Source organism: Alicyclobacillus sp. TC (assembly GCF_016804365.1).
GTDB classification, from domain to species: Bacteria; Bacillota; Bacilli; order Alicyclobacillales; family Alicyclobacillaceae; genus Alicyclobacillus_I; species Alicyclobacillus_I tolerans.
Map to the genome: position 1 here is coordinate 2,257,578 of NZ_CP044434.1, position 13,784 is coordinate 2,271,361.

The following is a 13,784-nucleotide window of genomic DNA, read 5'->3' on the forward strand; positions in this document are numbered from 1 at the left end:
TAAGAAGACTCTCAATCGATGTAGCCCTCTTCTAAAAGCATTCTGTTCATTCGCTCAGAAGAGACAGGCGGTGAAAAGTAAAATCCTTGCAACACATCACATCCGAGCGTTTGTAAAATTTCAAGCTGTTCTTCCGTTTCCACACCTTCTGCCACCACATTCAGGTGCAAATTGTGTGCCATCTGCACCAATGTGCTGACAATGGCCTGCTCACGCCAATCATCTTTCATGCGATGGATAAAAGATTGATCAATTTTAATACTAGATGGCATAAATTCTCGTAAGTAGCCAAACGACGAGTAACCCGTACCAAAATCGTCAATCGAAATATCCACACCAAGTTTAAGAAGATGCTTGAGTATAGAAACGAGATCGCGCTGATTTTGCATTAACACACTCTCTGTAATTTCTATGTCAAGAAGACTGGGTGGCATGTCTACCGCTGACAGCGTTTGTTGCACTTGTTCAAGCATATTGGCATGCAAAAATTGTTTGATGGATACGTTGACAGATACCTTTACATCCTGCAAACCTCTCGCACGCCACTCCATCATTTGTCGGCATGCCTCCCGCATGGCGAATACCCCTAAATTCACAATAAAACCTGTTTGTTCTGCCAAAGTGATAAATCGACTGGGCGGAATACTTTTCCCATCCCCTCGAACCCATCGCAAAAGCGCTTCCATAGCCACAATGCGCCTTGTACGCATGTCAATTTTAGGCTGATAGTAGAGAACAAATTCTTGTTGTTCAAGCGCTTTACGCATCTCTGCATCCAGTTGAATGTTATCCAACCAACTGCTGTGCGTCAGCGACTGATAGCGACGCAGACAATTGCCCCCCGCCTCTTTAGCAGCGTAAAGAGCAACATCCGCATGTTTGAGCAGTCCTTCGCTCTCCTCACCATCTCGCGGATACGCTGCCAGTCCCATGGAAAGAGTTAGATATACCGCTTTTCCCTGAACAGTCAATGGAGTTTCAAATTGTTTTAAAATACGGTTTGCTGCGGAAAAGGCTTGGGATTCGCTTTCAAACAATATACCAAATTCATCACCGCCCATGCGCGCAACCACACCATTCGAAGCCACTATACGAGAAAGTCGATCGGCTACTTCACGAATCACCGAATCTCCAAAACTGTACCCGAAGGAGTCATTCACATACTTAAAACGGTCAATATTGAGCATAAGCACAGCAAATCCCATATTCTTCACAGTTGAACGCATGGTTTCTTCCACAATCGATAAAAATCGATTGCGATTGGGAAGCTGAGTCAAGGGGCAGACATAAGCGACCCGAGCCAGATAATCATACTGCTGTCGACGCTCTGTCACATCACGAATCAAGGTGACAATAGCAGGATGGTTGTTTTCATAAAACAGTTTGCAAGTAGTCTCTCCAATAAATTCTGTACCGTCAGAACGAAGTAAAACCAGTTCATGTTTCACAAAGGAATGCGTATTTCCACTACTCACCAATTGTTGCATCTCACTTGCAAGAAAATCTCTTGCGTCGGGACTACAGTAAGAAAAAACAGATTGCGTCCGCGCTTTTTCATTGACTACTCCAAACAACTGACAAGCTGCTGGATTTAAATAATCCAATTGACCCTCATGATGGATGACAATGGGGTCAGGAATTAACTCCAGAACGGTGTAAAATTTCTTTCGCTCATTTCCTAGTTCCTGTTCCTTTAATATGTATTCTGTCATATCATAGGAAAGCCCATCCATTCGAATCAGGTTGCCGCCTTCGTCAAAAACTGGCACACCATGGGTAGCCATAAATCGAACTGAACCATTCTTGTGAAAGACACGATGAATAATTTTGCTCTTGTTTCCCTGACGTACACTGTCCACAAGTTGTTCACGTAACCAATCATCTTCAGGATGAAAAATACTACGCCACAAATCTTTAGACAAAACCAGTTCCTCAGATGTGTAACCAACAAGCCGCTCTACTCCAGATGAACAGAAAAGAATCTCATCTTTGATTAAATTGACTGACCACATTACCATTTCCAGACTTTCCAGCATGGCCGACAACCGAGAACGAATACTCCTCAATTCACGCGAAATTTGATTTTCTTGACTGACATCACGAAAAATACCAAGCACTCCGATGACTTGTCCCAATTTCCAATGTGGAATCACCGACACAGCCATATCGATGATATGCCCATCCGCATGGCGAATGGATAGCTGAAATGATTTCTTCTTGCCCTGCATAACCGTGAGTATCTCTTTTTTAATATCTTCGCGGCTTCCCGTCCATTGCAAAAATTCACTCAAATCATGACCTACTACCCAATCTTTTTGATAGCCAAAGAGCGCCAATCCAGCGGGATTGATGTCCAAAATACAGCCTTCTTCATTGAGACAACACAGACCATCCGGATGATGGACAAAAAATTGTTCAAAGAGATTCTCTTCAGACTGATGACTGTAATTAGGAACCATTAACATTTGTTTTTTGTAAAATAGATTTGCGTCCGACATGGCGCATTGACCCCCACTACCCAACTTTTCCCCTGTATACACTCTTCAAGAAATTTCGACGATTTTTTATAACTTTCCTGCAGTTTTTGATTTAAAATATAAAATAAACAAAACAAAAATGGGAACTATTGTAAAATAGACTCCCATTTCTGACATCTTTGAATGATATTCAAATTATGCTGATGTCACCAGAGTGTTTCAGGCAAACGATCTGCATCATACAACCAAAAGACTTCTTTTTTCATCATTTGATCCATGCGCTTTTTCCAGGCTTCATCTGGTTCCGTATTTTCACTCCAGCGCTTCATCATGGCTTCTGATTGTGAACGATGCGCACGAATGGCCGCCACTTTGGTTTCCAACACATCGGCTATCTCAATCTCAACATCCGGTTTTCCTAAAGTTTGCATACGATTGTGCGTAATGGCATGAGCATAGATGAGGGGACGTTCATCTTTAGGAAGCATTTTGACAGCAAGAATCGCCGCATATCCAAGCGCATCGTGATCGGGATGAACACCGTATTTGGGATAATGCGTAATCAGCAACTGCGGTTTGAAACGAATCATCTCTTGACGGATACGGTTAGCCAATTCATGAGCATCTTCAAATTCAACCGTTTTATCGCGAAGACCCATTTTTTGGATTTCTTGAATTCCTAACACTGCACAAGCTTCTTCTAATTCTCTAGCACGCACATCGGGCAGTGTTTCACGAGTTGCAAAAAATGGTTTCCCCATATTGCGTCCCATTTCACCCAAAGTGCCACACATGTAAAGTATTTGCGCACCTTCTTTGGCAAACTTTGCAATTGTACCACCACATCCAAACGTTTCATCATCAGGATGAGGCAACACAACCATTACGCGTTCCATTTTACCAACTCCTCTCTTTTCTGGACGGTCTCAGAACAGTTTCACTTTTGGCCTATCTCAGACACGAAAGGGTGTTTTGCTGATCTCCAGAGAAACAGCCAACCTGCCCTCATTGTCGTAACCTGCAAAGAGCAATTTCCCGTCAGGCGTTTCTTCCCAATCCGTCAGTCCTTCTGCATATATCCAGCCACCGTCCATTTTCATACCCGCACGATAGGGGCCAAGACCGGTAATGGAGGCACGCGAAAATTTCACTTTTACATTGCGAATATAAGCACACACGGCCATGCCGCCGCTGGGATTGTTCCCGGCGTAAGCTCCGTTGGTAGTTTCCAGATGCAAATAGACTTCTTGGCCGACGAACGACTGCAACTTTTCATCAGCGAGCACCCGTTGGATTGGTCCCATCCCGTCTCCTCCTTATGCCTTTCCATGAACTCTATCTAACTATAAGTATGTTACCTAAGAAATTCAACCTGTTCGCTGGACATCATATTCTACAAAATATACAACTGCCAAGGAATGCACCCGTGGCAGTTGATATAGAAAGCCATCTTTTCATTTATTTATCTCGATCGCGCTAGAAAGATATGGATGGTTATGCTTTTTCCACAGCATGTCCACCAAACTGATTGCGTAAAGCTGCAACCACTTTGCCGGTAAACGTATCATTTTCACGTGATCGATAACGCATCATCAAGGCCATGGCTATCACAGGTGTAGGAACTTCCAAATTCAAGGCTTCGTCAACCGTCCATTTTCCTTCTCCTGAAGAATGCATAACACCGCGAATAGAATCGAGTTGCGGATCTTCTTCAAACGCCTTCTCTGTCAGCTCCATCAACCAACCGCGAATAACAGAGCCATGCGACCAGACGTGCGCCAAAGCTCTGTAATCATACTCAAAACCACTGCGGTGCAGCACCTCAAATCCTTCTCCAATAGCTGCCATCATGCCATATTCAATTCCGTTGTGCACCATTTTACTGTAGTGTCCACTTCCGACTTTGCCCGTGTACAAATAGCCTTCGTCCACTGCCGTATCGCGAAAAAGAGGTTCAATCTGTGCAAATTTCTCTTTATCGCCGCCTATCATATAACAGGCTCCATGGCGCGCACCCGAAGTGCCCCCGAAGTTCCCACATCAAAAAAGTATATGTCTTTAGAGAATAAATTTTTCGCTCGACGCAAGGTGTCTTGGTAATGTGAATTACCTCCATCGATAACGATATCCTCAGCATCTAAATGAACAACCACTTGCTCAAGCACTTCATCGACAATTTTTCCCGCCGGCACCATAACCCATATAACGCGTGGTTGGTTGAGAGAAAGTACCAAATCGGCAATGGTTTCTTTCGTTTGACCACCAGATTGTTCAAAAGTACGTCTTGCATCCTGGCTAATATCGTAGGCTATGACTTCATGACCGTGATCCATCAAATTTAATCCGAGATTATGTCCCATTTTGCCGAGACCAATTAGACCAACTTGCACAGTGACTTCATCCTCTCTGCACTCAATTTACGCACTGACCGATTATATCAATCCATGTCACTTTTTTCCTCACTGCAAAATCAGCACGATTTTCATTTAGATTGCCAAACCGCAGGTCATACCATGCACTGCTAACTTTAGCAAGTATTCAAAGCTTTAGCGCTCCAATGGGTCGAGTTATTTTTTTCCCTCTTAAAAAGCGCCCTAGTTCATCTCTTCTAGCCAAATAACGTTGTCCACATTTTTCACACTTTAAAATTTCATTCGTATAATGACGAAAAGACCCTTTAAATGGCTTGTCCGCTTTGCCACTCGGGCGTATTTGGCGCATATATTCATGAATATGGTGCTCAACGACTGTTAGCGGAGATTTACATTCACGACATTGAGGAACTTGATAAGAAACCAAGTTGGCAAACCTCCCTACATAAAATCAATATCAAAAGACAGATGCGATATTTTTTGGCTCTTTCTCCATTAAGTCCGCTATGTAATCAACATTTTACTGACGCATGTTATCGATTCGCTTTGTTTTGACATTTTCCTGTCACAACCAACGTTTCCAAACAAAAATCGGGAGAGACAACCCTGTCTTCTCCCGCCGGCGCTAGTTTTACACTTAATACAGTGCACCGCAGGCTCCACCGCAGCCACAGCCACAACCTGCTGCTTTGACAGTCGGGACAAGCAAGAAGAACAAAACAAAGATAATGAGAAATACGACTGCCCACTGTGTGTATCCACCAAATACACCCATGATTGACAACCTCCTTCTCGGCACATTTCACAGTATGGTATGACTTGTTGCCAAAAGCCTGAAACGGTTTATGCCTAGCATAAAAGGAGTTGTCCATGCATAAATAAGGAGTGCATTCACAAACGATGCACTCCGAACCCTTTTTTCAAATCAAATACAGCCAATTTCAATCACATTTCAAGACCATTAGATTAGTATATTCTTGTAGCACCAATATAATGGGGAGCCCAATAATACTCATTGTAAAGCGAAGCGATTTGAACACCTGAAGCTGGAGTTTGTGCGCTGATGAATTCACCGTCACCTAAATAAATGCCCACATGGGAAGCTCCATATCCGTCCGTGTCAAAAAACACCAAATCGCCCGGTTGCAAGTCAGATTCAGAAATATGTACACCCTCTGCAAATTGTCCATAGCTGGTTCTATCAACATAGATACCAAAATGCGCATAGACAAACTTGACAAAACCAGAGCAATCAAAGCCACTGGGACTCATTCCACCATACACATAAGGGTAGCCGACATACTGCCTGGCGTACTGGGCAATCTCTTCTCCTAATACGGCTTCTGACAAGTTGGTCGACATGGGTCCACCACTACGAGCACTGAGATTATCCGTAGCATAAGATGAAGATGGGCCGTTTAATTGAATTTTTTCTCCTACATGCAAGATGGAATTGTTGGTGAGGTGATTCCATTGCTCAAGCTGACTGAGGCTAACACCATGCGCTTGACTGATGGACCAAAGACTCTGTCCGGGTTGAACGGTTACCACTTGTGTAGAAACTGTTGCAGGTTGCAAGTCACCAGCAACATCACTGGTCTCTACTTCCAAATGCTGACCAGGAAAAATCAGGTCTCCACTGAGATGATTTAAAGTTTTCAAGCTGGCAACAGATGTGTGATAGCGTTGAGCAATAAGGTAGAGGGAATCTCCGGGTTGAACTGTGCAAGATGTGGTGGCGGCAAAAACGACAGACGTGTTCATGGCTGCAAACGCAGCAAAAGACAGCGCAAATTTAACTGTTTTTTTCACACTTAAGCTCCCTGTGCACCTACGAGGTTAGTTGACGGGCTCGGGCCGCAGCTTGTGAGCGCCCTACCAAAAAAAGCATAGAAAAAATAGAATATTCAGCTCTTTAGGATTCGCCCCAAAAAAGAATGTCCCCCGTCCCCCGACGCCAAGAGGGTTCGGCGTTTTATGTCGACGTCTGGCGGAAGTATACCGAAATATCGCTTGGTTGGTCAATCCTTTTTACCATAAATTAGCCACCTCATGAAAATTTTTTTCTATTTAAATAGACTTGCCTTGATTGGACAAGAAGAAAGAGCCATCAAGAAGTTGGATTGATCGCTGTTGGACAGTGACTATTTACCATCCCATACTTCAGGATTAACCATGTGCGGTGGCTTTTCGCCAAGCAAGGCGCAGCGTAAATTTTCTGCTGCCAATAATGCCATTGCTTTGCGTGTTTCCACTGTCGAACTCCCGATGTGAGGTAAAGTGACAACTTGGTTCATATGTAAAAATGGATGATTTGATGGCAAGGGTTCGTTCTCATAAACATCAAGACCTGCTCCGCGAATCCAACCATTTTGTAAAGCGAAAATCAAAGCCTGTTCATCTACTACTTTCCCTCGGGCTACATTAATCAAATATGCATCTGGTTTCATTTGCTCTAACTGTGATCGACCAATCAAATGAACCGTTTCTTCAGTCAGTGGGGTCAATACAACTACAAAATCACTCGTCTGCAAAAGATGGTCTAAATGAACATAGTGCACATGCATGGTGTTCTCAATATCCGACCGGCGTCTCCGATTGTAATACAGAACGCGCATACCAAAACCCAACGCTCGGCGTGCTACAGCGGTGCCGATTCGTCCCATGCCTACAATTCCTATTATCCTTCCATACACATCTGTACCCGCCAGCAAATTCGGAACGTTAGCATGCCATTGCCCAGATTTGACGAAAGCATTTGCCTCAGGTATGCGTCTTGCTGCGGCGAGAAGTAAGCCAAAGGCTAAATCTGCTGTAGTTTCAGTCAGAACATCAGGAGTATGGGTGCCAACCACTTTCTGTTTCGCCATTTCCGATAAGTCGAAATTGTCATACCCTACAGCTATGTTGCTTACTACTCTTAAATTTGGTGCTTGATCCAATAAATTCTTGTCAATCGGAACGCGTGGATATACAAGCAGGCCATCCACATCTTGCAATCGTTCCAGCAATTCAGACAAAGGCGTAACAGCATTTTCTTTGGGGGTATAGACAACTTCAAAATCTTGCCGCAGTATGTCAATCGCTTCTACTGCTACCGTATCAGGCACGTATACTTTAGCTTTGCGCACAGCGAATTCCCCCATTTCCCGACGTTCTGCAGATAGTCTTGCTAGCTTGCTAGCCTCAACGGGATTATATTGAAGCTCCCTGCTGAATCAGTTCCTGACGAATAGCAGTGACATCATACTTCTTTGTAGCCGCGTAATAGGCAGCTGCTACTCCGGCAGCATGGCCAGTGGCAAATGCGGTACCCATGACTCGAACAGATGCAAAAGCTAATGCATCACAAGAAATAATTCGGCCGGCACACCAAAGATTTTTGAAACCACGTACGGTGAGTGAACGCAAAGGTATGTCGTAGTATGCTTGATTCTTAATGGAAAGATATTCCGCCGGTTTTCCCGGTCGATGAATCTCAATGGGCCAGCCACCCCGTGCTACTGCATCATCATGTCGAATACCGTTCACAACATCTTCACCGGAAAGTATGTAATTGCCAAGTACGTGTCTGGTTTCACGCACTCCCATAGCTGGACCTGTTTGCACTAAATAAGCGTTCTCAAATCCTGGGATATACTTGCAGAAGACGTCCATATACTCCCACGCCTGTTTTCTTGCAGAAATTTCTGCTTTGGTCAATTGAGCAGATTGCAAGGCATCCACGTCCTCATCTGCAAACATCGCCAAAACATCCCCAGACTTAGGCAGACGCAAAAGCATACCACGCTCTTTACTTAAATGACGATAACCTTCTTGCTTGGCCTTCTGAATAGCTTGCTCGAATATGGACTTGTCCAGCGAAACTGATGGATGGACTCCACCAATACGCATCACCAATGTACTTGCTTGTACCATGCCTTCCGGACTACCCTGAACAACTTCTGCTCCAGACAAGGCTGACAAGTCAGCATCACCACTTGCGTCGACAAACGCCTGCGCTGATATCCTCAATTTGCCCGCATGATCGTAGCCAATGACCGTTGATACACAGTCTCCACTGCGCTCTACTTCAATCACCTGACAATGTAGTAAGGGCGTCACACGATGTTGAAGAACGAGATCGTCCAATGCCAATTTCGTTAATTCACTATCGAGTGGAACTATAACGTTTCCAGTGCGAGGATTGCGATAGGGCTCCCGATATACGCCATATCTACGCAGCCGTTCAAGCAATTCATTTCCTACTCCACCTACGACTTGCAATAGAGGATCTTGCTGAGCAAAGAAACCACAATAGGTTAACACGGAACTATGCGTCGCGGCACCGCCAAAGTAAGGATTTTTCTCCAGAAGCAAAGTGGATGCACCCATTCGCGCTGCGCCTACCGCTGCCGCTACTCCTGCCGAGCCACCGCCCACCACGACCACATCATACGTTACATTACGGTCGTGCACTCATACTTCCCCCAATCATTTGCACTACTTCATCCTATGAATCCTATTCTTTTTTATGACCTAGTCATAATTCTAACTCAATTGTCTGCAAAATGGAAAACAGACACTAGGCATATGTGGATCATTATGGGAGAGAAATAAAAAACAGCTTCCTGAGTCCAAGAAGCTGTAGGGAGTCATAACGAGCATTATTCTTTTGGAGCGGAAGACGGGATTCCGACGCGTGGGCGACAGTCCACGCTAGTCCCCGAAGGGGGAACCCTTGGGTGAGAATCCTGCTTGCCGCGACTGCTTTTGGAGCGGAAGACGGGATTCGAACCCGCGACCCTCGCCTTGGCAAGGCGATGCTCTACCCCTGAGCCACTTCCGCACATTTCATCTCTTACGCTCTGCCTTACACGACACTGGTGGCTCGGGACGGAATCGAACCGCCGACACGAGGATTTTCAGTCCTCTGCTCTACCGACTGAGCTACCGAGCCTTTTAGAGTGACTTTACAAACATATCACAAAGCCCTTTTTAATTCAACTGCAATTTGGCTTTCACAAAGAAAGCCGCAAGCCTGTACCTTGACAAAAGTCGGTTACCTGGTTGCGGCTGATTCGTCTCTCAACCAAAATTCATCACATTATTCTTCATCACTTTCCCAATGCATGGTTCTCTTCACTGCTTTCTGCCAGCCCTTATATAAGTTCGATCGCGTTGTTTCCGCCATTTCTGGCTTGAATACTCGATCGAGATCGACCGTTTTAGTCACTTCTTCCTTTGTCCAAAATCCTACAGCTATACCTGCTAAATAAGCTGCACCAAGCGCTGTCGATTCAGTGATGCGTGGACGTTCCACAGGTACACCAAGAATATCCGCTTGAAATTGCATGAGGAGATTATTGGCTACTGCACCTCCATCAACCCGTAATGATTTCAACAAAATGCCGGAATCCGACTGCATGGCATCAATGATATCCTTTGTCTGATAAGCTAATGAATCCAATGTGGCACGCGTGAGATGCTCTTTCGTAGTACCGCGTGTCAACCCGAAAATGGCTCCTCGCGCATACATATCCCAATAAGGTGCTCCTAACCCTGCAAAAGCCGGAACGACATAAACTCCGTCGGAACTTTCCACTTTGGAGGCAAAATACTCCGAGTCTACTGCACTATCGAAAAACTTGAGACCGTCCCTGAGCCATTGAATCGCCGCACCGGCGATGAATACGCTTCCTTCCAGCGCGTAGGTGACTTTACCGTCGATTCCCCAAGCGATAGTCGTCAGCAATCCAGATTTTGAATCTACCGGTTTTTCACCTGTATTCATTAACATGAAACAGCCAGTTCCATAGGTATTTTTAACCATACCAGGCTCAAAACACGTCTGACCAAATAGTGCCGCTTGTTGATCTCCCGCAATACCTGCAATAGGTATATTGGCTCCACCAAAAGTTCGTTCATCTGTATATCCATAAACTTCACTTGACGGACGCACTGTTGGTAACATAGCTTTGGGAATATCTAGTTCTTTGAGCAATTCCTCATCCCAATCTAAAGTATGAATATTAAACAACATCGTACGGGAAGCATTGGTATAGTCTGTCATATGCACTTTACCCCGCGTCAGATTCCAAACAAGCCAACTGTCTACCGTACCAAAGAGCAGTTCACCACGAGCAGCTCTTTCTCTTGCACCTTCAACGTGATCGAGAATCCATTTAATTTTGGTCCCTGAAAAATAGGCATCCACTACCAGACCCGTTTTTTGACGGATGATCTCGGTTAATCCACGTGCTTTTAGTTCGTCACAGATAGAGGCTGTTCTGCGATCTTGCCAAACAATGGAATTATATATCGGTTTTCCTGTCCCCGAATCCCAAACAATGGTTGTTTCTCGCTGATTTGTAATACCAATAGCAGCTACTTCTTCTGGAGAGACAGCAGCCTTTTCTAGCACCTCACGAGCGACTCCACTTTGACTGCCCCAGATTTCCATAGGATCGTGCTCAACCCAACCAGCATTGGGGTAGATTTGATGAAACTCCTTCTGAGCTACGCTGTATAGATTGCCGCTTTGATCAAACAAAATCGCTCTTGAACTTGTGGTTCCTTGGTCAAACGCCAGAACATAAGATTTTTCCACAATTATTCATCCTCTCTGAATGAGGTTAGTTTTTATCAAGGCTCACTGAAGCTATATTAGTTCCTATCTACCAAAAAATAAAAAAGACAGTGGTATGTAAGCCTTTTGGCTAACACTGCCGCCGTCTCCTAAACTCACTGGCAAAAGATTAACTTGATTGGAGTGTACATGAATAGAAGATAGTTGTAAACCGCTTTCATTAGTTTTTTCGTAAAATAATGATCGACCCTATTTTTCATTTCTGCCTATCGAAAAAACTATTGAGAATGACATGGTTAAGTCAAAATGTACTTCTTCATTATTACGGCAGACAAAGTTACCCCTGCCCAATTCAGTTTTATGTCCTCCAACTTTTCAAATCCGTTTGCAATCCAGAAATTGATTACTTTGTCGCTGTAACCATTGGCGACATCCAATCTGATACATTGGCTCTTTCTCGATTTGGCATAATCCTCGAATGCTCTATAGATTTGCTTACCATATCCCATATTTTGATAGTCTTGATGAACGATTAACAGCGACAAATAGGATTCTTGCTCGATTTTATAGTCAATGATTCCAACCATTTTCCCTGTACGCTTGTCAACCACCTTGCATGAACAAAATCCCGCATTCCTCATCGACTTCAGTTCTTCAGTAACCCATTCAAATGTAACTGGATAATTTTTCGTATGTTTTTCCAAAAAAAATCATATTGGAGTTATACACTTCAACAACATTATCTACGTCAGACATTTCAATCGGACATACGTAGAAATACTCCGAATCAAATATCATCATTTTAGTCATCCCTTCAGGTTGAAGCAGCTTACAAGAAAAAAATTGCGGTGCCAACACAGACAATTGATAAAAACCACCAAAAACAAAAAACGCAATCTCTCATGCTTCGAGAAACTGCGTCACAACTGATTTTACTTTTGGAGGCGCCACCCGGATTCGAACCGGGGATAAAGGTTTTGCAGACCTCTGCCTTACCACTTGGCTATGGCGCCATATTAAATGCATCGATGTTGAATGACAAATTATCAACCCAGAAGGGGGAACCCTTGAGTAAGAATCCAGCTTGCCGCGACTGCTTTTGGAGCGGAAGACGGGATTCGAACCCGCGACCCTCGCCTTGGCAAGGCGATGCTCTACCCCTGAGCCACTTCCGCACATTTCATCTCTTACGCTCTGCCTTACACGACACTGGTGGCTCGGGACGGAATCGAACCGCCGACACGAGGATTTTCAGTCCTCTGCTCTACCGACTGAGCTACCGAGCCATTTCAACAACCATTCAACTACCGATGTGTAACATACAAGAATGGTGGAACCGATGGGACTCGAACCCACAACCCCTGCGCTGCCAGCGCAGTGCTCTCCCATTGAGCTACGGTCCCTTGCCCTTTACAAACAGCGAACGTTTTGGATTATATCGCGTTTTATTCTCTATTGCAAGCAGTGGCTGTACCTCAACTTGATTGTTCTAAACTAGCAACGCGACAATTTCATCAGAAACAGTTATCCAAATTTCTCTATAGAATCCTTTTAAGATGTATAACTTGGAATTCGTTGGACATCTTACATATAAAATGTTGCACCTCACGAAAGGGAGTAAAACATGAAAAAATGGTTGATGGCAACAAGTATGACGGCAATGCTGACGTTCGCCCCGATGTCTACAGTATTGGCTCAAAGCGCATGCCAACACAATTCTTGTAAACAACATATCCATCAAACGCTTTATCCTATTAATGCTGCCATGCAGCCAGCCGACGCTCCAGAACCGGGACGCCGTTTTGAAATTCAATCTTCTGTCCAAGTACCGCGGGACGCACTTCGTCAAGCATTCGAAGCCAGTCAAAAAGCCTATACAGAGAAGCTGCAGAAATTTGCTAAAATCTCAGCCGCACAAGCACAAAAAGTAGTTATCAGTGAACATCCCGGTATGAAAGTTGCAGAACTGCAATTACGCAACATTCGCACAAGTCTTGTCTATATGGCTATTATTGAAGACGATGAAGACAAGTATTTGGTCGTAGTCGACGCAGGAAATGGAAAAATTCTTATGGACAAACCGCTGCCAACCCACCATACAAAAGTATTCGCGGGAAGTGGCGAGTAAGGCAAGTCAATGGATTGCAAATCATTAACAACTGCCAGACTTCAGAAAACGTATGAAAGCACGGAAAAGACACTGGGTATATTCGAAAGAACCCAGTGTCTTCTTTTTCATGCAAACAATAGACATCCCACTAATCCCTTTTACTTTATTGAAGCGTTCTTCACTTGCTGAGGTTGTCATGGGCTGTCCGAATCCCAATAAAGCTCATACAAACAAACCTATTGTCATTTTCATCTGAA

At 44.3% G+C, this 13,784-nt stretch carries 11 protein-coding genes, 6 tRNA genes, 1 pseudogene and 1 riboswitch; of the genes and pseudogenes, 1 reads left to right on the forward strand and 17 read right to left on the reverse strand.

From position 1 onward, the window contains the following. Positions 1-11: 11 nt before the first annotated feature. The 17 genes and pseudogenes from FY534_RS11150 to FY534_RS11230 form a co-directional block, all read right to left on the reverse strand. The gene (locus FY534_RS11150) at positions 12-2,498 is read right to left on the reverse strand and encodes a GGDEF domain-containing phosphodiesterase (RefSeq protein WP_203114593.1); all 2,487 of its coding nucleotides are present in this window, start codon (positions 2,496-2,498) and stop codon (positions 12-14) included. A gap of 185 nt (positions 2,499-2,683) precedes the next feature. Further along, on the reverse strand, positions 2,684-3,373 hold the full coding sequence (gene bshB2 / locus FY534_RS11155; RefSeq protein ID WP_072874835.1) for a bacillithiol biosynthesis deacetylase BshB2: 690 nt from the start codon (positions 3,371-3,373) through the stop codon (positions 2,684-2,686). 57 nt (positions 3,374-3,430) lie between these two features. After that, complete coding sequence (locus FY534_RS11160; RefSeq protein WP_072874836.1) at positions 3,431-3,781, reverse strand: YojF family protein; 351 nt, start codon at positions 3,779-3,781, stop codon at positions 3,431-3,433. A 190-nt stretch (positions 3,782-3,971) separates the two neighbouring features. Continuing rightward, positions 3,972-4,867, reverse strand: a pseudogene (gene gnd, locus FY534_RS11165) (phosphogluconate dehydrogenase (NAD(+)-dependent, decarboxylating)). Positions 4,868-5,015: 148 nt separating this feature from the next. Beyond that, entirely contained in the window at positions 5,016-5,276 is a 261-nt protein-coding gene (locus FY534_RS11170) for a hypothetical protein (RefSeq protein WP_072874838.1), read from the reverse strand. Between the two features lie 210 nt (positions 5,277-5,486). Beyond that, positions 5,487-5,624 (reverse strand): hypothetical protein, encoded by a 138-nt coding sequence (locus FY534_RS11175; protein WP_165612011.1) that lies wholly within the window; start codon positions 5,622-5,624, stop codon positions 5,487-5,489. 191 nt (positions 5,625-5,815) lie between these two features. Then, the gene (locus FY534_RS11180) at positions 5,816-6,661 is read right to left on the reverse strand and encodes a C40 family peptidase (RefSeq protein ID WP_238413523.1); all 846 of its coding nucleotides are present in this window, start codon (positions 6,659-6,661) and stop codon (positions 5,816-5,818) included. 2 nt (positions 6,662-6,663) lie between these two features. Then, a riboswitch (cyclic di-AMP (ydaO/yuaA leader) is annotated at positions 6,664-6,832 on the reverse strand. Between the two features lie 161 nt (positions 6,833-6,993). Beyond that, positions 6,994-7,980 (reverse strand): 2-hydroxyacid dehydrogenase, encoded by a 987-nt coding sequence (locus FY534_RS11185; protein WP_238413524.1) that lies wholly within the window; start codon positions 7,978-7,980, stop codon positions 6,994-6,996. Between the two features lie 64 nt (positions 7,981-8,044). Beyond that, a complete protein-coding gene (locus FY534_RS11190; protein ID WP_203114595.1) occupies positions 8,045-9,307 on the reverse strand; it encodes an FAD-dependent oxidoreductase in 1,263 nt (420 codons plus the stop codon). Between the two features lie 295 nt (positions 9,308-9,602). Further along, a tRNA-Gly gene (locus tag FY534_RS11195) sits at positions 9,603-9,677 on the reverse strand. Positions 9,678-9,712: 35 nt separating this feature from the next. Next, positions 9,713-9,788: transfer RNA gene (locus FY534_RS11200), tRNA-Phe, on the reverse strand. Positions 9,789-9,935: 147 nt separating this feature from the next. Further along, on the reverse strand, positions 9,936-11,438 hold the full coding sequence (glpK, locus tag FY534_RS11205) for a glycerol kinase GlpK (RefSeq protein ID WP_203114596.1): 1,503 nt from the start codon (positions 11,436-11,438) through the stop codon (positions 9,936-9,938). Positions 11,439-11,713: 275 nt separating this feature from the next. Further along, on the reverse strand, positions 11,714-12,121 hold the full coding sequence (locus FY534_RS11210) for a GNAT family N-acetyltransferase (RefSeq protein WP_203114597.1): 408 nt from the start codon (positions 12,119-12,121) through the stop codon (positions 11,714-11,716). A gap of 235 nt (positions 12,122-12,356) precedes the next feature. Beyond that, positions 12,357-12,430, reverse strand: a tRNA-Cys gene (locus FY534_RS11215). A gap of 87 nt (positions 12,431-12,517) precedes the next feature. Continuing rightward, positions 12,518-12,592 (reverse strand) — tRNA-Gly (locus FY534_RS11220). Between the two features lie 35 nt (positions 12,593-12,627). Further along, positions 12,628-12,703, reverse strand: a tRNA-Phe gene (locus FY534_RS11225). A gap of 42 nt (positions 12,704-12,745) precedes the next feature. Continuing rightward, positions 12,746-12,820 (reverse strand) — tRNA-Ala (locus tag FY534_RS11230). A 221-nt stretch (positions 12,821-13,041) separates the two neighbouring features. Between FY534_RS11230 and FY534_RS11235 the strand changes: the two genes are divergently transcribed. After that, complete coding sequence (locus FY534_RS11235; RefSeq protein WP_238413525.1) at positions 13,042-13,545, forward strand: PepSY domain-containing protein; 504 nt, start codon at positions 13,042-13,044, stop codon at positions 13,543-13,545. Positions 13,546-13,784 lie beyond the last annotated feature (239 nt).

Coding starts and splice junctions, on each gene's coding strand:
- FY534_RS11150 (WP_203114593.1), bottom strand. CDS start 2,498: ATGTCGGACGCAAATCTATTTTACAAAAAACAAATGTTAATGGTTCCT.
- FY534_RS11160 (WP_072874836.1), bottom strand. CDS start 3,781: ATGGGACCAATCCAACGGGTGCTCGCTGATGAAAAGTTGCAGTCGTTC.
- bshB2 (WP_072874835.1), bottom strand. CDS start 3,373: ATGGAACGCGTAATGGTTGTGTTGCCTCATCCTGATGATGAAACGTTT.
- FY534_RS11235 (WP_238413525.1), top strand. CDS start 13,042: ATGAAAAAATGGTTGATGGCAACAAGTATGACGGCAATGCTGACGTTC.
- FY534_RS11175 (WP_165612011.1), bottom strand. CDS start 5,624: ATGGGTGTATTTGGTGGATACACACAGTGGGCAGTCGTATTTCTCATT.